This is a genomic window from Microbacterium dextranolyticum (assembly GCF_016907295.1).
Lineage (GTDB): Bacteria > Actinomycetota > Actinomycetes > Actinomycetales > Microbacteriaceae > Microbacterium > Microbacterium dextranolyticum.
This window is the reverse complement of record NZ_JAFBBR010000001.1, coordinates 101538-119423: the sequence shown is the minus strand read 5'-3', so window position 1 is coordinate 119423 and position 17886 is coordinate 101538. Positions and strand designations below refer to the sequence as shown.

Annotated in this window: 14 protein-coding genes and 2 tRNA genes; 10 read left to right on the top strand and 6 right to left on the bottom strand. The window is 66.1% G+C overall.

The window, feature by feature from the left end; genetic code table 11:
• Positions 1-1142: 1142 nt before the first annotated feature.
• Genes rsmG through rpmH form a run of 6 tightly spaced genes read right to left on the bottom strand, consistent with a single transcriptional unit; the run spans position 1143 to position 4372 of the window.
• Positions 1143-1769, bottom strand: a complete 627-nt coding sequence (gene rsmG, locus JOE64_RS00455; RefSeq protein ID WP_204962445.1) for a 16S rRNA (guanine(527)-N(7))-methyltransferase RsmG — start codon at positions 1767-1769, stop codon at positions 1143-1145.
• 32 nt (positions 1770-1801) lie between these two features.
• Positions 1802-2308 carry a Jag family protein gene (locus JOE64_RS00450; RefSeq protein WP_204962444.1) on the bottom strand — a complete coding sequence of 169 codons (507 nt, stop codon included), beginning with the start codon at positions 2306-2308 and terminating at the stop codon, positions 1802-1804.
• A 21-nt stretch (positions 2309-2329) separates the two neighbouring features.
• Positions 2330-3496: a membrane protein insertase YidC gene (gene yidC / locus JOE64_RS00445; RefSeq protein WP_204964882.1), complete on the bottom strand. Its 1167-nt coding sequence runs from the start codon at positions 3494-3496 to the stop codon at positions 2330-2332.
• 6 nt (positions 3497-3502) lie between these two features.
• Entirely contained in the window at positions 3503-3889 is a 387-nt protein-coding gene (gene yidD / locus JOE64_RS00440) for a membrane protein insertion efficiency factor YidD (protein WP_271202464.1), read from the bottom strand.
• Positions 3886-4224, bottom strand: coding sequence for a ribonuclease P protein component (gene rnpA, locus JOE64_RS00435; protein ID WP_204962443.1), 339 nt, complete (start codon positions 4222-4224; stop codon positions 3886-3888). Before rnpA ends, yidD begins: the two co-directional genes overlap by 4 nt.
• Before the next feature lie 10 nt (positions 4225-4234).
• Entirely contained in the window at positions 4235-4372 is a 138-nt protein-coding gene (rpmH, locus tag JOE64_RS00430; RefSeq protein WP_005054680.1) for a 50S ribosomal protein L34, read from the bottom strand.
• Positions 4373-4692: 320 nt separating this feature from the next.
• Between rpmH and dnaA the strand changes: the two genes are divergently transcribed.
• The 10 genes from dnaA (at position 4693) to JOE64_RS00380 (ending at position 17853) form a co-directional block, all read left to right on the top strand.
• Complete coding sequence (gene dnaA, locus JOE64_RS00425) at positions 4693-6129, top strand: chromosomal replication initiator protein DnaA (RefSeq protein ID WP_204962442.1); 1437 nt, start codon at positions 4693-4695, stop codon at positions 6127-6129.
• Positions 6130-6614: 485 nt separating this feature from the next.
• On the top strand, positions 6615-7757 hold the full coding sequence (gene dnaN / locus JOE64_RS00420) for a DNA polymerase III subunit beta (protein ID WP_204962441.1): 1143 nt from the start codon (positions 6615-6617) through the stop codon (positions 7755-7757).
• 198 nt (positions 7758-7955) lie between these two features.
• Entirely contained in the window at positions 7956-9236 is a 1281-nt protein-coding gene (gene recF, locus JOE64_RS00415; protein WP_204962440.1) for a DNA replication/repair protein RecF, read from the top strand.
• Complete coding sequence (locus JOE64_RS00410) at positions 9233-9718, top strand: DciA family protein (protein WP_204962439.1); 486 nt, start codon at positions 9233-9235, stop codon at positions 9716-9718. The genes recF and JOE64_RS00410 overlap by 4 nt, the downstream gene beginning before the upstream one ends.
• A gap of 122 nt (positions 9719-9840) precedes the next feature.
• A complete protein-coding gene (gene gyrB / locus JOE64_RS00405) occupies positions 9841-11889 on the top strand; it encodes a DNA topoisomerase (ATP-hydrolyzing) subunit B (protein WP_204962438.1) in 2049 nt (682 codons plus the stop codon).
• Positions 11890-12062: 173 nt separating this feature from the next.
• Entirely contained in the window at positions 12063-14654 is a 2592-nt protein-coding gene (gyrA, locus tag JOE64_RS00400) for a DNA gyrase subunit A (protein WP_204962437.1), read from the top strand.
• Positions 14651-15052: a DUF3566 domain-containing protein gene (locus JOE64_RS00395; protein WP_204962436.1), complete on the top strand. Its 402-nt coding sequence runs from the start codon at positions 14651-14653 to the stop codon at positions 15050-15052. The genes gyrA and JOE64_RS00395 overlap by 4 nt, the downstream gene beginning before the upstream one ends.
• 65 nt (positions 15053-15117) lie before the next feature.
• Positions 15118-15191 (top strand) — tRNA-Ile (locus JOE64_RS00390).
• Positions 15192-15204: 13 nt separating this feature from the next.
• Positions 15205-15277 (top strand) — tRNA-Ala (locus JOE64_RS00385).
• A gap of 356 nt (positions 15278-15633) precedes the next feature.
• Positions 15634-17853, top strand: coding sequence for an NPCBM/NEW2 domain-containing protein (locus JOE64_RS00380; RefSeq protein ID WP_204962435.1), 2220 nt, complete (start codon positions 15634-15636; stop codon positions 17851-17853).
• Positions 17854-17886 lie beyond the last annotated feature (33 nt).

The following is a 17886-nucleotide window of genomic DNA, read 5'->3' as shown; positions in this document are numbered from 1 at the left end:
ACGTGAAACATTGCCCGTGACACCGTTCCACGTGATCGTGCCGTCGACTATCACACCACACGCCACGACAACGGTAGCGGTGTGCACACGGGCGCCATCCACCACGCCAGATCTCGGCGCGAAGGCGCTGCGCCACGGCAGTGGTTCACGCACGCTGCACGACCGTGCGCACAGCAGCATCCGTCAGAAGCGGTGACCGTCGTCTGCCAGCCACCACGAGGCCATTCAGGTCGGAACCGGGGAGCCCGGCAAGGTTCACCTCCCACAGACGGCGAGTATCCGGTCATGTCCCCACGAGCAGATCCCTCTTCACCGACCGGCGCGCGTGTTTCACGTGAAACATTCATCAAGGGTGACGCGGGGGAGCTACCGCACCACAGCGCTCCTGGCCGCGCCGGTGCGAGTTTTGCGAAGAGGTTGCATCGCGACTCACCCCCGCCTTGCCTAGGGACGAACACCGTGTGCCTCAACGATCCAACGACGACGAACAATCGATCAGTCGCACAGTCATCGCTTCTCTCCACTCGCGGCACGTGACCCGACACCTTGAGCACACAATGGCCGACGGGCCCTGGACGCCGATGCGCGCGTGCCCGTGGAGCAGACTTTCCGGAATGAGCAGGATCGAACAGAACGCAACCGCACCATGGTCTCCAGGAGCAGGCATCCGGAACGGACATATCTCTGCCGCGTGCGAAGGACGGTGCACCCGACGCGCTACCGACGTCTGCTGTGGCATCACGGAGCGAAGCCACTGCTAGGTAGATCCACGCCTCGATCCACACGGCACGAGAATGCAGGCATCCGGCCTCTCGCCCTTCGGGGCGCCAGTGTTTCACGTGAAACATGTCGCTACCGCGTGAGAGTCGAGCTTCTGCATCGGGCTACGTCACGCCACATCCAGGCCCAGGTCAGACGTCCCCAGCGGACACACACGGCCCCTCACGCCAGACAGATCCACAGCGACAGATCGGAGGAGGCGTGTTTCACGTGAAACGTCGAGGCCATCGACACATAACCGGTCTCAGCGAATCAGCACGACGCACATCGCGAAGAAGCGCGGCGAGCCAGAAGCGTCGCCCACTCATCCCTCTTCGCGCACCTCGGCAGAACAGTCGCACCGCGGTGTTTCACGTGAAACCTCACGCTGCGCGCGTTGCTCGCACCACTCTCGTCGGCTCCGTGATGACGCCGGCTCCGATGACCTCCACGCGAACGTCAACAAGCTTGTGGCGGCGAATGACCTTCTCGGCAGCATCGATTTCGTTGGCGGCGTTGGCCCCCTTGAGCAGGATCAGTTCACCACCAGCGCGGAGCAGTGGCACTGTCAAGGGAATGAGGGTGCGGAGTGCACTCACGGCGCGAGCCGTGACCGCATCGAAGATCGCGCCGCGGTCCCACTCCTCGCCACGGGAGCGAACCACCTCGACATTCGACAGTGCGAGGCTGTCGACCTGCTCATTCAGCCACGACACGCGTCGCTCCATGGGCTCGATCAGCACCCAACGGACATCGGGGCGCGCGATCGCGAGCACCAGTCCGGGAAGACCGGCACCAGATCCCACGTCACCGACGAGCCCGCCGGCCGGGAAGAGCGGTCCGGCGACTGCCGAGTTGAGGATGTGTCGGGTCCACAGACGGGCAGGCTCCAGAGGTCCGATCAGTCCGCGTTCCTCGCCTTGCTGGGCGAGCGCCTGAGTGAACTGGCGTGCACGCTCGATGTTCTCACCGAACGCCACGGCCGCCTCGGTGGGTTCACTCTCGATCATCAGGGATGCTCCACGTGAAACGGCGGTGGATGTCAGCCGCGACGAATGACGGTGTGACGATCCGCACCGTCGCCGTACGACTCCGAGACGAGACCACGATCCGCGACGATGTCGTGGATGAGCTTGCGCTCATAGCTCGACATCGCCGGCAAAGACGCCTGCGAAGCCCCCTCGTCGAGTCGCGCGATCGCTCGTTCGACGAGCTTCTCGAGCTGACGATGGCGCGCGTCGCGTGACCCACCCACGTCGAGGATCAGGCGGGAGAAGCGTCCGGTGCGCGTCTGCACGGCGATACGTGTCAGCTCCTGCAGCGCCTGCACCGTATCGGGGTCCGACAGCAACCGGAGCGCGGCATCGTCGTCATTCTCGACGGAGACATAGGCGCGACCCGCACGCACGTCGAGCGCGAGATCGCCGTCGATGTCAGCGATGTCGAGAAGGCCCTCCAGGTAATCGGCGGCGATGTCGCCCTCCTGCTCGAGCTGCTCCACCGTGGTGGCTTCGCGATCGCCGACCGGGGCATCCGTCGTGTTGCTCATGGCTGTCTCTCGCTTCGTGACTCAGGAATCGCTGGGGCTGCTCTGGCCGGCGGCCGTGCCGCCTCCGGGTCGCGTGTTCTCGTCGGGCGACTTCCGCTGGGCATCCTTCTTCGCCCTCTGCTTGCCCTTGGGCTGCTGGCGCTTCGGTGCCTCCGCCTTCGCGCGCTGAGCCTCTTCGTACAGACGCTGCTGTTCGGCCTGGTACTTCTCGAGGGGGATCACCCGGCCCTGGGCATCCAGCGCCTTCCCGCGACGAGCCAGGCGCTCTTCACGAGCCTTCGCCGCGTCGGAACCGGGGGTGGGAAGGTTCCGGATGACGAGGAACTGCTGCACCATCGTCCAGATGTTGGACGTGAACCAGTAGAGAACGACGCCGAGGGGGAAGAACACACCGGAGAAGATGAACGCCAACGGCAGGACGTAGAGCATGATCTTCTGCATCTGGTACGCCTGGCCGGTCTTGGCTTCGGGCGACAGGTTGCGCGAGATGATCTGCAGCTGCGTGATGAACTGCGACGCGATCATCAGGACGACGAGGATCACGAGAATCGTGACCGTGGCCTCCCAGCCATCCGGCTTCGTGCCGATGGCCTCGGTGAGGCTGGTGTGCAGAGGGGCGACGCCGAACAGCTTCGCCTCGTAGAACTGCCACGTGAGGTCCTTCGTCAAAAGACCCACACCGCCGACGCCCCACTCGGCGTGCTTCTTGACGTCGCTCAGCGTGTAGAACATACCGAGCAGGATCGGCATCTGTACGAGCAGGGGCAGACAGCTCGACACGGGCGTGGTGCCGTGCTTCTTGTACAGCGCCATGGTCTCGCGACTCATCGCCTCACGCGAGAGCTGATCCTTCTTGCCGCGGTACTTCTCCTGAACTTTTCGCAGTTCAGGAGCGATTTCCATCATCTTCCGCTGGCTCTTGATCTGCCGCACGAAGAGCGGAATCAGCGCCGAGCGCACGACGATCACGAGCCCGACGATCGACAGCACCCAGGTGAGGCCGGCGTCGGCAGGCAGGCCCACCGAGGTGAAGATCCAGTGCCAGAACACCAAGATCGCCTCGACGATGAACTTGAACGGCCACATGATCGTGCTGAAGAAGTCGAGGCTCGACGACGGTGCGGGCGTCGTGGGCGTCGGCACGACCGGCGTCGGCGTCGCTGCGGCAGCGGCGGTGAGAAGATCCAGCACGGATCAGTCCTTTCTCGGCGATGCGCCCAGAGGCCCACCGTCTGTGGATGGCACGACGAACCCGTGCCGGGTGAGCTCATGGCGGAAATGCGGATGCAGCGGGACATCGTCGATGCCGCCCTGCGCCCACGGGTGGCAGCGCGCGAGCCGCGCCGCCGTCAGGGCCGATCCCTTGAGGAGGCCGTGCTGCTGAACAGCGCCCACGGCGTAGGCGGAGCACGACGGATAGTACTTGCACACGTCGCCGTAGACGTGGGAGATCGTGGCGCGATATCCGTGCAGCAGCGCGAGGCCGAGGTTTCGGGGGAGGAGGGGAACCGACCCGGCGAGCCCTGATGCCTGGAGCACTCCGCTTCCGAGGGAGTACGACGGCAGCGTCGTGACGCTCACGCGGCGGCCCGCCGTTTCAGACAGCGCACGACCTCGGACCGCAGGTCGGAGAAGTCGGCGGAGGCCGACGCGGGGAGCGCGCGGATGACGATGTCAGCACCGGGGGGCACCTGCGCGAGCGCAGCGGCGCACACGGCTTTGAGCCGGCGGCGGACGGTGTTGCGCGTCACAGCGGACCCTACCTGCTTGCTCACAATGAATCCGAAGCGCGGCGAACGGTCTTCGGATGTGGTGACGACATACGTCACCGTGTGCGCGCCGGCACAGCGGGAACCCCCGCGGACGACGGCACGGTACTCCGCCCCGCGGGTGATGCGATTCCCCCGCGCCAGCACTGCGAGTGGATCAGGCCGAGAGCTCGGTGCGACCCTTGGCGCGGCGCGCCGACAGGATCGAGCGGCCGGCACGCGTGCGCATGCGGGCGCGGAAGCCGTGCTTCTTGGCGCGGCGGCGGTTGTTGGGCTGGAACGTGCGCTTGCTCATGTGGATCACTCCGGATCGGCGGGTCACCCGAACGCTCTAGACCGGGGACACAGGTACAGGGGACTGCCCATGCGGGCATAAGTCAACCGACTAAGGATACGTCGAGAGAGCCGAGACCTCAAACCGGCGATCGGGAGGTCACGACGACGACCCCATTATCCACTGCCTGTGGATGAGCCCTGTTGACGACACGCAGGCCGGAACTACAGTGGATTTGGCTGGTCACGGTGTCGCTGGATACCGTGTCTCGGGTAGTTATCCACAGGTACTGGGACCCCGTATGGAGGCTGCCGATCTGATCATCCGACCCTGGGGAGCCCATGTCACCGCACGATGTCCCGGATGTCCCGGTCTGGAACGCGGTGCTCCAGCACCTCGACGGCGATGAGCGGGTCACTCCGCAGATGCAGGGGTTCCTCAGTCTCGCCGTCGCCCAGGGCGTCATGGGGGGAACCCTCTACCTCGATGTTCCCAACGACCTGACGGCCGCTCAGCTGAACAAGCGCCTGAGGGCCCCCATCATGGAGGCGCTCGCCCACGTCGATGCTGAGCCATCGGCATCCACGTTCCGCGTCGTCGTGAACCCCGAGCTCGTCGACGCGCATTTCACCGCTCCGATCCCGATCCAGCCCGGTCCCGTCGCCGCCGGCTCGCCGCTTCCGCCGGCGACCGTGCCGCGTCCGGTCGTCGATGACGGGGATGCCGGCGCAGGACCTTCGCGCAGCGACACGCGCCTCAACCCCAAGTACAGCTTCGACAACTTCGTCATCGGACAGTCCAACCGTTTCGCCCACGCCGCCGCCGTCGCCGTCGCCGAGGCTCCCGCGAAGGCCTACAACCCGCTGTTCATCTACGGCGACTCCGGACTGGGCAAGACCCATCTGCTCCACGCGATCGGCGACTACGCCCTGAGCCTGTACTCGGGCATCCGCGTGCGATACGTCTCGAGCGAAGAGTTCACCAACGACTTCATCAACTCGATCGCCAACAACCGCGGCTCCGCCTTCCAGGCGCGCTATCGCGACGTCGACATCCTGATGATCGACGACATCCAGTTCCTGCAGGGCAAGGCCGAGACGCAGGAAGCGTTCTTCCACACGTTCAACACCCTGCATGATCACGACAAGCAGGTGGTGATCACCAGCGACGTCCCCCCTCGGCACCTCACCGGTTTCGAGGACCGCATGCGCAGCCGGTTCGAATGGGGACTCATCACCGACGTCCAGGCACCCGACCTCGAGACGCGTATCGCCATTCTCCGCAAGAAGGCCCAGTCGGAGCGCCTGATGGTGCCCGATGAGGTGCTGGAGTACATCGCGACGAAGGTCTCGAGCAACATCCGCGAGCTCGAGGGCGCTCTGATCCGGGTCTCGGCCTTCGCCAGCCTCAACCGATCGACCCTCGACATCTCGCTCGCGCAGACGGTGTTGCGCGACATCGTCGACACCGACGACGCGAATGTCATCATGCCGACCGACATCATCGCGGCCACGGCGCAGTACTTCCGCCTCTCGGTCGACGACCTCTACGGCTCGAGCCGGTCCCAGTCGGTCGCCACAGCCCGGCAGATCGCGATGTACCTGTGCCGCGAGCGCACCAACCTCTCGCTGCCGAAGATCGGCCAGCTCTTCGGGAACCGCGACCACACGACGGTGATGTACGCCTGCAAGAAGATCGCGCAGCTCATGAAGGAGCGGCGCTCGATCTACAACCAGGTGTCGGAGATCACGACGCAGCTCGGTCGCGTCAGCCGCTGACCGACTTTCGCGGATGCCGGGGCGCTCGCGGAGGCATCGCGACACGCCCGTGCGCGCCCCGAAGGCACTCGAGATTTGACACTGTGAGACCGAGTGCCTCATCATGCGCGTTCTACACAGTGTGGACAGCCTGTGGATAACTCGTCGCCAGGATCGGAAGATTGTGGGCAACGAGACGAACCCTGTGGATGACTCGCACCGCGGTCGAACCCGCCTGGACCCCCGAGAACACAGGCATCCGCAACGCGTTCACAAGTTACACGCGTGTGGTTCCGGCTCGACGACAGGGATCGCGCGACTTATCCACAGTTTCCACAGGCGTTAACACCATGACAGAGAACTCCCTTGATGAAGCCCGTTCGATCACCTCGTGCGATTCGGGGAGCGATGGCCTGCTCCGGCGCTGTTGCAACGAGAGCGGCGCAGAGAATGACAAGACAGGGCACTAGCATGGGAGGGCCCTACTCGCCGTCAAGGGAGCGCCAGTGAAGTTCCACGTGAATCGCGATGTGTTCAGCGAGGCCGTGTCGTTCGTCGTCAAGCTCCTGCCACAGCGCAACCCCCAGCCGATCCTGGCCGGTGTGCTGATCGAGGCATCCGACGACGGACTGTCGCTCGCCGCATTCGACTACGAGGCATCCGCCCGGACGACCATCGAGGCGACCGTCGATGCCCCCGGGACGATCCTCGTCCACGGGCGACTGCTGTCCGAGATCGCGAGCCGTCTTCCCAACGCCCCGATCCAGATCGAGGTCGGCGAGGACGACGGCATCGTGCTGACCTGTGGCTCGGCCCGATTCACCCTCGCGTCCATGCCGGTGCAGGAATATCCCGCGATCCCGGAGGTCTCCGGCGAGTCCGGTCTCGTTCCGGCCGAAGAGTTCGCGACCGCGATCTCGCAGGTCGCCTTCGCCGCCTCGCGTGACGACGTGACCCCCGTGCTCACCGGTGTGCAGCTCGAAGTGGCCGGGACGCAGCTCAGCCTCGTCGCGACCGACCGCTACCGTGTCGCGCTGCGCGACGTGAAATTCGACGGCGGAACGGTCGCGAGCGACGAGTCCACCACGGCACTCGTTCCGGCGCGCACACTCACCGAGGTGGGCAAGACGTTCGCCCACACCGGCGACATCCAGATCTCCTTCTCGGGCTCGGGCGATCGCGAGATCATCGCGTTCACGTCGGGCAACAAGACGGTGACATCGCTCCTGATCAAGGGCAATTTCCCGCCAGTGCGACGACTGTTCCCCGAACAGACCGACCACTACGCCGTCGTCGGCACCGCCGATCTCACCGAGGCGGTGCGCCGTGTCGCCCTCGTCCTGGATCGCTCGGCGCCCCTGCGGTTCACGTTCACGCAGGACGGTGTGTCGATGGATGCCTCCGGTACCGAGCAAGCGCGTGCGACCGAAGCCGTCGACGCGACCCTCACCGGCGACGATGTCACTCTCGGCCTGAATCCGCAGTACCTCCTCGAGGCGCTGAGTGCGGTCAAGAGCGAGTTCGCCCGGATCACGTTCACCTCGAGCGACAACGCGAACAAGCTCAGCCCCGTGCTGATCACGCCGCAGACCTCGGGCACGCCCGAGAGCTTCAAATACCTGCTGCAGCCGAATCTGCTGCTGCGCTGAGCGCCGCGCGCGGTCACGCGCCGCCGCGTCTCGAGCCGCCGTGACCTGGACGGTGTGTCGTCACGGTCGAGAAAGCATCACCGTCGCGAGAAACACGCGCGGGCGAGATTTCTCGCGACGAATGTGGTTTCTCGCGCGGGAGGGCTCGGATGGGACGGCGCCACGGCTCGGGTCGGGTGCCCGAACTAGGCTGATCGGGTGATCGTGGAGCAGCTGAGTCTCGTCGACTTCCGCAACTACGCGGTCGCCGATGTGACTCTGGCATCCGGCGCGAACGTCTTCGTCGGCCGGAACGGTCAGGGAAAGACCAATCTCGCCGAGGCCATCGGCTTCTTCGCGACCCTCGGGTCGCATCGGGTGTCGCAGGATGCCCCGATGGTCCGCGACGGCGCGGATGCGGCGATCGTGCGCATGCGTCTCGCCTACGGGGAGCGCCGGGTGCTTCTCGAGGCGCAGGTGAACCGCACCGGCAGCAACAAAGCGCGCGTGAACGGCGCCGCGGTCCGCACCGCAGAGCTGCCTCGATACGCCCAGGTCGTGCTCTTCGCCCCCGAAGACCTGCAGATCGTCCGCGCCGATCCCTCTGCGCGGCGGCGGTTCGCGGATCAACTGCTGATCCAGCGGGCACCGCGCATGGCCGGCGTGCTGGGCGACTACGACCGGGTGCTCAAGCAGCGCACCGCCCTGCTGAAGTCGGCGCGGGCACGCGGCATCCGCGGCGACTCGCTCTCGACGCTCGAGGTGTGGGACGACAAGCTCGTGCAGTTGGGCACCGAGGTGATCCGCGCCCGTCGCGCCCTCGCGGACGACCTGGCGGGGCCGGTCGCCGACGCGTACACCGCCATCGCCGGAGCGGACCACCGGCCTCGGCTCGAATGGCTGCTGTCCATCGATGGAGCCGACCCCGATGACGACGAGGCGGACGGCGGAACGGATGCCGCGGCATCCGCGTCGTCCGACGCCCCCACCACCACGGACGTGCAGCGTCGATTCCGTCAGGCTCTGGCGGCCCGCCGGAGCGCGGAGCTCGATCGGGGAGTGACGCTCGTCGGTCCGCATCGCGACGATCTGCTGCTGCGGGTGCGCGACCTTCCGGTCAAGGGGTACGCGTCGCACGGCGAATCGTGGTCGGTCGCGCTCGCTCTCCGGCTCGCCTCGGCGCAGCTGCTGCGCGCGCAGTCGCAGTTGGGGGACCCGGTGCTGATCCTCGACGACGTGTTCGCCGAGCTCGATGCCAATCGTCGCTCGCGGCTGGCCGCTCTCGTCGAAGGGTTCGAGCAGGTCGTCGTCACGGCGGCGGTCGAAGAGGACGTTCCGGCATCGCTGCGCGCGCGGACGGTCCGGGTCGTTGCCGGGACGATCGTCGACAGCCCGGCCGCGCCGGACACGCGGCTCGCGGTCGCGGTGGATGACGCGACGAGCACCGCCGACGTACGGACCGATCAGGCACAGACGACGAAGGAAGGGAGCGGATCGTGACGGACGACGTTCCCGAAACCGTGGCCACCTACCTGCGGCTGCGCGGCCTCGAGCCGTCGCCGCGCGCGGCGCGGCGACGCAAGCGCGTGGCCGCTCAGGACGACGACAAGATGCCCTTCGCGCCCGGGCGGGATCCGAAGGGCGTCGGCGACGTGCTGGCCGACCTCACCCGGCAGTCCGGCTGGGACTCGCAGCTCGCCCGGGAAGACCTCGTCTTGCAGTGGGAACAGGTCACCGGTGCCGAGACGGCACGGCACGCTCACCCCGTCGCCCTCGCCGACGGTCTGCTCACGGTGCAGTGCGACTCCACGGCGTGGGCGAAGAACCTGCAGCTCATGCGCGCGGAGATCGTCACCCAGCTGATGCGGAGGTTCCCCGACGCGGGCGTACAGAACGTGCGATTCGTCGGCCCCGACGTCCCCTCCTGGAAATGGGGCCCCAGAGCCGTTCCAGGGCGGGGTCCTCGCGATACCTACGGCTGAGGCACGTCCAACGGCATCCGGGGCTTTTCTACGGCGCCACAGGGCCGAAATCGGCTCGGACACCAGGGAAAAGCGATAGACTGGGGCGTCTTCTGTCCGATACTTGGGAGCGCTCGAAACCTATGACGTCCGATACCCCCGAAAGCGTTCCCGAGGACAGCGAAGCCGAACGCTCGCACCCGTCGAACAAGGTCGAGAACGAGTACGGGGCCGACGCCATTCAGGTGCTCGAAGGCCTCGAAGCCGTCCGCAAGCGACCCGGCATGTACATCGGTTCCACCGGTGAGCGCGGCCTGCACCATCTCGTCTACGAGATCGTCGACAACTCCGTCGACGAGGCCCTTGCCGGCTACTGCGACACGATCACGGTCACGATCCTCGAAGACGGCGCGGTCCGTGTCGTCGACAACGGCCGCGGCATCCCGGTCGACCTGCACAAGGCCGAAGGCAAGTCGACCGTCGAGGTCGTCCTCACGGTGCTGCACGCCGGCGGAAAGTTCGGCGGCGGCGGATATGCGGTCTCGGGCGGCCTGCACGGCGTCGGCTCGTCGGTCGTGAACGCCCTCTCCACTCGTCTCGACGTCGAGGTTCGTCGTCAGGGCCACGTGTGGCGGCAGGAGTACCGCGATGGCGGCGCTCCGCAGGCCCCGCTCAGCCAGGACGAGGCCACCGACGAGACCGGCACCACGATCACGTTCTGGCCCGACTCGACGATCTTCGAGACCGTCGAGTTCGACTACGACACGCTGCGCACCCGCTTCCAGCAGACGGCGTTCCTCAACAAGGGCCTGCGCATCACGCTGAGCGATCTGCGCCCGGCATCCGCGTACGTCATCGACACCGAGGACGGGCAGTCGGTCGAGAAGCAGCCGTTCGATGACTTCCACTACGAGCGCGGCCTCGTCGACTACGTGGAGTACCTCAACAAGATCCGCAAGGCCGAGGTCGTCAACGACGAGATCATCGAGGTCGAGTCGGAGGACACCGAGCGGCACATCTCGCTCGAGCTCGCGATGCAGTGGACGACGAGCTACACCGAGAACGTGTTCACCTTCGCCAACACGATCAACACGCACGAAGGCGGCACGCACGAAGAGGGGTTCCGCGCGGCGCTGACGACGCTGATCAACAAGTACGCGCGCGCGAACAACCTGCTGAAGGAGAAGGACGACAACCTCACCGGTGAGGACATCCGCGAGGGGCTCACCGCCGTCATCTCCGTAAAGCTGTCCGAGCCGCAGTTCGAGGGGCAGACCAAGACGAAGCTCGGCAACACCGAGGCCAAGGCGTTCGTGCAGAAGATCGTCGGCGACCAGCTCACCGATTGGCTCGATCGGAACCCTGCCCAGGCCAAGCGCGTCATCACGAAGGCGATCGACGCCGCGACCGCCCGTCTCGCGGCTCGCAAGGCGCGCGAGACCGCACGCCGCAAGAGCGTGTTCGAATCGTTCTCGATGCCCGAGAAGCTCAAGGACTGCACGAGCAAGGATCCGTCGATCTCGGAGATCTTCCTCGTCGAGGGCGACTCGGCCGGCGGTTCGGCCGTCTCGGGTCGCGACCCGGAGCGTCAGGCGATCCTGTCGCTACGGGGCAAGATCCTGAACGTCGAGAAGGCGCGACTCGATCGCGCACTCGGCAACGCGGAGATCCAGGCGATGATCTCGGCGTTCGGTACGGGCATCGGCGAGGACTTCGATGTCACCAAGGCGCGGTATCACAAGATCGTGCTGATGGCGGATGCCGATGTCGACGGCCAGCACATCACGACGCTGCTCCTCACCCTGCTGTTCCGCTACATGCGCGGGCTCATCGAGGCGGGCTACGTCTACCTCGCCATGCCGCCGCTGTACCGCCTGAAATGGTCGAACTCGCCGCACGAGTACGTCTACAGCGACCGTGAGCGCGACGCGCTGCTCGAGGCGGGTGTCGCCGACGGCAAGCGCATCCCCAAGGACAACGGGGTGCAGCGCTACAAGGGTCTCGGCGAGATGAACGCCAAGGAGCTGTGGGAGACCACGATGGACCCCGACACCCGAACCCTCCGCCAGGTGACGATCGACGACGCCGCCTCGGCCGACGAGATCTTCTCGGTGCTGATGGGCGAGGACGTCGAATCGCGCCGTGGCTTCATCCAGCGCAATGCCAAGGACGTCCGCTTCCTGGACATCTGACCTCCCCGCCCCACCCCTGCACACAGCGGGGTCGGGGCTCACGACAGACGACGCAAAGAAGGGCGGAGGGATGCTCGGTCTCGGACAATCGGGGTGCCGCGAAGCGGCGGGGTCCCCGTTGTTGTCCGAGACCGAGCATCCCGGAGCCCGGACGATGAGACGAAAGCACGCAGATGACTGACGAAGAACGCCCCGACCCGACCGCGCACTACAACCACGGCAACATCGACCAGGTCGACCTGCAGGTCGAGATGCAGCGCAGCTACCTCGACTACGCCATGAGCGTCATCGTCGGTCGCGCGCTGCCGGACGTCCGCGACGGCCTGAAGCCGGTGCACCGCCGCGTGATCTACGGCATGTACGACGGGGGCTACCGCCCCGACAAGGGCTTCAACAAGTGCGCACGCATCGTCGGCGACGTCATGGGTCAGTTCCACCCCCACGGCGACAGTGCGATCTACGACGCCCTCGTGCGTCTCGTGCAGCCGTGGTCGCTGCGGTATCCGCTCGCCGACGGTCAGGGCAACTTCGGCACACCCGGCAACATGGGCGCCGCGGCCTCCCGGTACACCGAGACGAAGATGTCGCAGCTGGCCATGGAGATGGTCCGCGACATCGAGGAAGACACCGTCGACTTCGAACCGAACTACGACGGCAAGACGCAGGAGCCGTCGGTGCTGCCGGCGCGGTTCCCGAACCTGCTCGTCAACGGCTCGGTCGGCATCGCGGTCGGCATGGCGACCAACATCCCGCCGCACAACATGCGCGAGGTCGCCGAGGGTGCGCTGTGGGCGCTTGAGAACCCGGATGCCACGCGCGACGAGCTGCTCGAAGCGCTCATGGCGCGTGTGCACGGTCCCGACTTCCCGACCGGCGCGCAGATCCTCGGCACGAAAGGCATCCGCGAGGCGCAGCGCACCGGCCGCGGCTCGATCACGATGCGCGCTGTCGTGAACGTGGAGGAGATCCACAACCGCACGTGCCTCGTCGTCACCGAACTGCCGTACCAGGTGAACCCCGACAACGTGGCCGCGAAGATCCGCGACCTCGCGCGTGACGGCAAGCTGAGCGGCATCGCCGACATCCGCGACGAGACCAGCGATCGCACGGGCCAGCGCCTGGTCATCGTCCTCAAGCGCGACGCCGTTGCGAAGGTCGTGCTGAACAACCTGTACAAGCACACGCAGCTGCAGGAGAACTTCGGCGCGAACATGCTCGCGATCGTTGACGGGGTGCCCCGCACCCTCGCCCTCGACGGCTTCATCTCCTACTGGATCGAACACCAGGTCGAGGTCATCGTCCGGCGCACCCAGTACCGTCTGCGCGAAGCCGAGAAGCGCATGCACATCCTGCGCGGCTACCTCAAGGCTCTCGATGCGCTGGACGAGGTCATCGCCCTCATCCGCGCGTCCGCGACGGTCGAGGATGCCCGCGAGGGACTGAAGGCGCTCCTCGACATCGACGACGTGCAGGCTGAGGCGATCCTGCAGATGCAGCTGCGTCGCCTTGCGGCCATGGAGCGGCAGAAGCTCATCGACGAGGCCGCCGAGCTCGAGCTGAAGATCGCCGATCTCAACGACATCCTCGCGACCCCCGCACGTCAACGCACGATCATCGCGGACGAGCTCACCGGGATCGTCGACAAGTTCGGCGACGAGCGCCGTACGCACATCCTGCAGGGCTTCGACGGCGACATGTCGATGGAAGACCTCATCCCCGAGGAGGAGATGGTCCTCACCGTCACACGTGAGGGCTATATCAAGCGCACGCGCAGCGACAACTACCGCTCGCAGCATCGCGGCGGCAAGGGCGTCAAGGGCGCCCAGTTGCGCGCCGACGATGTCGTCGAGCACTTCTTCGTGACGACCACACACCACTGGCTGCTGTTCTTCACGACGAAGGGCCGCGTCTACCGGTGCAAGGCGTATGAGGTGCCCGAGGCGGGGCGGGATGCCAAGGGTCAGCACGTCGCGAACCTGCTCGCCCTGCAGCCGGGTGAGGAGATCGCGCAGATCCTCGACATCCGCGATTACAAGGTCGCGACGCATCTCGTGCTCGCGACCCGCGACGGCAAGGTGAAGAAGACCTTCCTCAGCGAGTACGACACGAACCGTCAGGGCGGCATCATCGCGATCCGCCTGCGAGGTCAAGACGAGGAGGACGGCGACGAGCTCGTCAGTGCACTCCTCGTCGACGACACCGACGACGTGCTGCTCATCTCGCGCCACGGCATGTCGCTGCGCTTCACCGCCACCGACGACTCGCTGCGACCGATGGGTCGTGCGACCGAAGGCGTGAAGGGCATGAGCTTCCGCGAAGGCGATTCGCTTCTGTCGGCATCCGTCGCCAAGGACGACGCCTACGTGTTCGTCGTCACCGAGGGCGGCTACGCAAAGCGCACTCGGGTGGGTGAATATCGCCTGCAGGGCCGCGGCGGGCTGGGCATCAAGGTGGCCAAACTGAGCGAGGATCGGGGCGATCTGGCGGGCGGTCTGATCGTCTCCGAGGACGACGAGGTCTTGGTGGTTCTTGCCAGCGGCAAGGTGGTACGCTCTGCCGTGGCCGAGGTCCCTGCCAAGGGACGCGACACCATGGGTGTCGTGTTCGCCCGTCCTGACGACGACGATCGCATCCTCGCGATCGCCCGCAACGGAGAGCGGACGCTGGGGCAGACGTCGGATTCCGACGAGCCGGCCACACCCGACGACGACGCTGCAGCCGCCCCCACGCCTGCGAGCCCCGAAGAGAGTGACACGGACGCATGAGCACGGTAGCCGACAAGCTGGCCAAGAAGTCATCGAGCAAGACCAGCGCGAAGCAGGTGCGCCTGCGTCTCGTGTACGTGGACTTCTGGTCGGCCACGAAGCTCTCCTTTCTGGCATCCGTCGCACTGGCGATCGTGACGGTCGTCGCGACCTTCCTCGTGTTCCTCGTGCTGCAGACGACGGGCATGATCGGGCGCCTGGACGAGCTCTTCAAGGCGTTCGACGACAACTTCACGTTGAGCAGCGTCATCGGGCTGCCGCAGGTGATGGCGTTCTCGGCGATCGTGGCGATCCTGAACCTCATCGTCTTCACGGTGCTCGGAGCGGTCGTCGCCGGCATCTACAACCTGATGGTGAAGGTCACCGGCGGGTTGCTCGTCGGCTTCACGTCGAACTGATTTCGGATTAGCCGACTCATCCTGTAAAGTCTTGGAGGTTGACGGCGGCAAGCCGATCTCCAGACGGGGCTATAGCTCAGGCGGTTAGAGCGCTTCACTGATAATGAAGAGGTCCCAGGTTCAAGTCCTGGTAGCCCCACACCACCCCCTCCGGGGCCTTAGCTCAGTTGGTAGAGCGCCTGCTTTGCAAGCAGGATGTCAGGAGTTCGAATCTCCTAGGCTCCACATTCTCCCCGGTTCGTCCGCTGCATTCAGCGCCGTGCCGGGGTTTTTCGATTCCGGCATCCTCTCACGCCAGGCGTACGACCGCGCCCGTCGATCGTTGCCCGCGGGTGGCCGACGATGCCTCCCAAGGTCGAGGATTCACAGCGAAGATATCGCTAACACTTGACGAGTGCAAAGGTGGTGCGCCACCCTGGTGTCGGAACTTATGTGAACGATAACAATCGATGTCACGACGTGGGAGTTCCTCTGAGATGCTGCAAAGGAGCACGGCCATCATGATGGATACATCGCTCCGGCGTGGGCGCGGACGACTCGCAGGGCTTTGCCTTGCGGTCGCCATAGCCGCCACTGCGCTGGTGACCCTTCCCCCGCCTTCGTCGGCTGAGGCGCTCGACAACGGGCTCGCCCCGACCCCGCCCATGGGGTACAACACCTGGAACCAGTTCTACTGCAACAACGGCGGCGGTCTGACCGCCACGGCGCTGAAGAAGGTCGCAGACGACATCGTCAACCGCGGTCTGAAGGACGTCGGCTACGAGTACGTCGTCCTCGACGACTGCTTCCAGGACGGCCGTGACGAGAACGGCGTCATGAAGGTCAAGGCCGACCGCTTCCCGGACGGCATCAAGCCGGTCGCCGACTACATCCACTCCAAGGGGCTGAAGTTCGGCATCTACAGTGTGCCCGGTGACAAGACCTGCGCGAACCTCTTCAACAACCCGAAGTACTCCCCCAACATCGGCTCCTACGGCCATGAGCGCATCGACGCCGAGACCTTCGCGTCGTGGGGCGTCGACTACCTGAAGTACGACTGGTGCTACCCCGACGGCTCGCTGGGGCTGCAGAAGGTTCCCGCTTTCTCGAAGATGCGCGACGAGCTCGCCCGCGTCGACCGCGACATCGTGTATGCGATCTCCGAGTACGGCGACAGCCAGCCCTGGACGTGGGGCAAGGACGTTGCCAACCTGTGGCGCACCACCGGTGACATCGCCGCCAACTGGAACTCCGTCACCAGCATCATCAACCGTCAGGTCGACCTGTACCCGCACTCGGGTCCCGGTCACTGGAACGACCCCGACATGCTGCAGTTCGGCAATGGATCGCTGACCTACACGCAGAACAAGAGCCACCTGGCGATGTGGTCGATGCTTGCCGCCCCGCTATTCCTCGGCACCGACATCTCGCGGCTGAGCAACGACCTCGTGGGTCTGCTCACCAACCCCGAGATGGTGGCGATCGACCAGGACGCGCTCGGAAAGCAGGCGCGCCGGATCAGCGAGAGCAACGGTCTGCAGGTCTGGACCCGCCCGCTCGCCAACGGTGACACCGCCGTGGCGCTGTTCAACTCCACGGGCGCCGACGCCACCATCTCGACCTCGCTGAGCGCGCTCGGCGTGGACGGCGTGCACGTCGCCCGCGATGTCTGGGCGAAGAAGAACGTGTTCAACACGGCCAACTCCATCTCGGCGACGGTTCCTGCGTACGACACGATCGTCTACCGCCTCGCGGCGGGCTCCGACTCGTCGCTTCCCGGCATCGTGGGCGCGTCGGGCACGGGTCGCGTCGAGGCCGGTGGCACCGCGACGGTCGACATCGACGTCGTGAACCTGCTGAGCACGCCGGTCACCGGTGGCCGCATCGACCTGTCGGCTGCGGGCGGTCTCACGCCGACGGCATCCGTCACGGTTCCCACCGTTCCCGCGGGCGGCTCGGTGAAGGTCCAGGTGCAGGTTGCGGCTGCGGCCAACGCCACCGCTGCGATCGTCTCGCTGCCGGCCCAGTTCTCCTGGAACGGCGGTCAGTCGGCGGCATCCGTCACGGTGCGCGTCACGCCCACCGCGCCGACCGCCGACACGCACCTGAGCGACCTGCCCTGGCTGGCGACCACCAACGGGTGGACCGGTGACCCCAAGCGCGATCGCAGCCAGGACGGCAACGCCCTGAAGGTCAACGGGGTCACGTACACGAAGGGCATCGGCAGCAACGCCGTGTCGACCGTGGACATCTGGCTCGGGGGCCGCTGCTCGACCCTGACCGGGTCGCTGGGTGTGGACGACGAGACCCGTGGCGGCAACGGCACGAAGTCGCCGTCCATCGACGGCACGATCGCGGGCGACGGCAAGGCGCTGTGGCGCAACGACGGGATCATCCGCTACCAGCAGAAGCAGGACTTCGTCGTCGACGTGAGCGGCGTGGACACCCTGCGTCTCACGGCCGGAAACGGTGACGGCGACAACGCCTACGACCACGCGGATTGGCTGAACATGGCCGTGAAGTGTGCTCCTGCGGTGACGGCGCCCACGGCCGAGGCCAGCGTCACGACGCGTTGCGTCGCCGGCAAGTCGGTGCTCGCCGTGCGCCTGCTCAACACCGACGACGCCGCACTTGCGGCGACCGTGAAGAGCGAGTACGGCACCAAGACCTTCTCGAAGGTCGACGTCGGTGCCTCGGTCACGCAGGTGTTCTCGACGCGCCGGGGCCAGATCCCGGCCGGAACGGTGAGCGTCGATGTGACGGATCCGGCGACGGGCACGAAGGCGACGGTGACGGCCGACTACGCGGCCGCCACCTGCTGATCACGAGCGGGGCCGGCGCGATGCGCCGGCCCC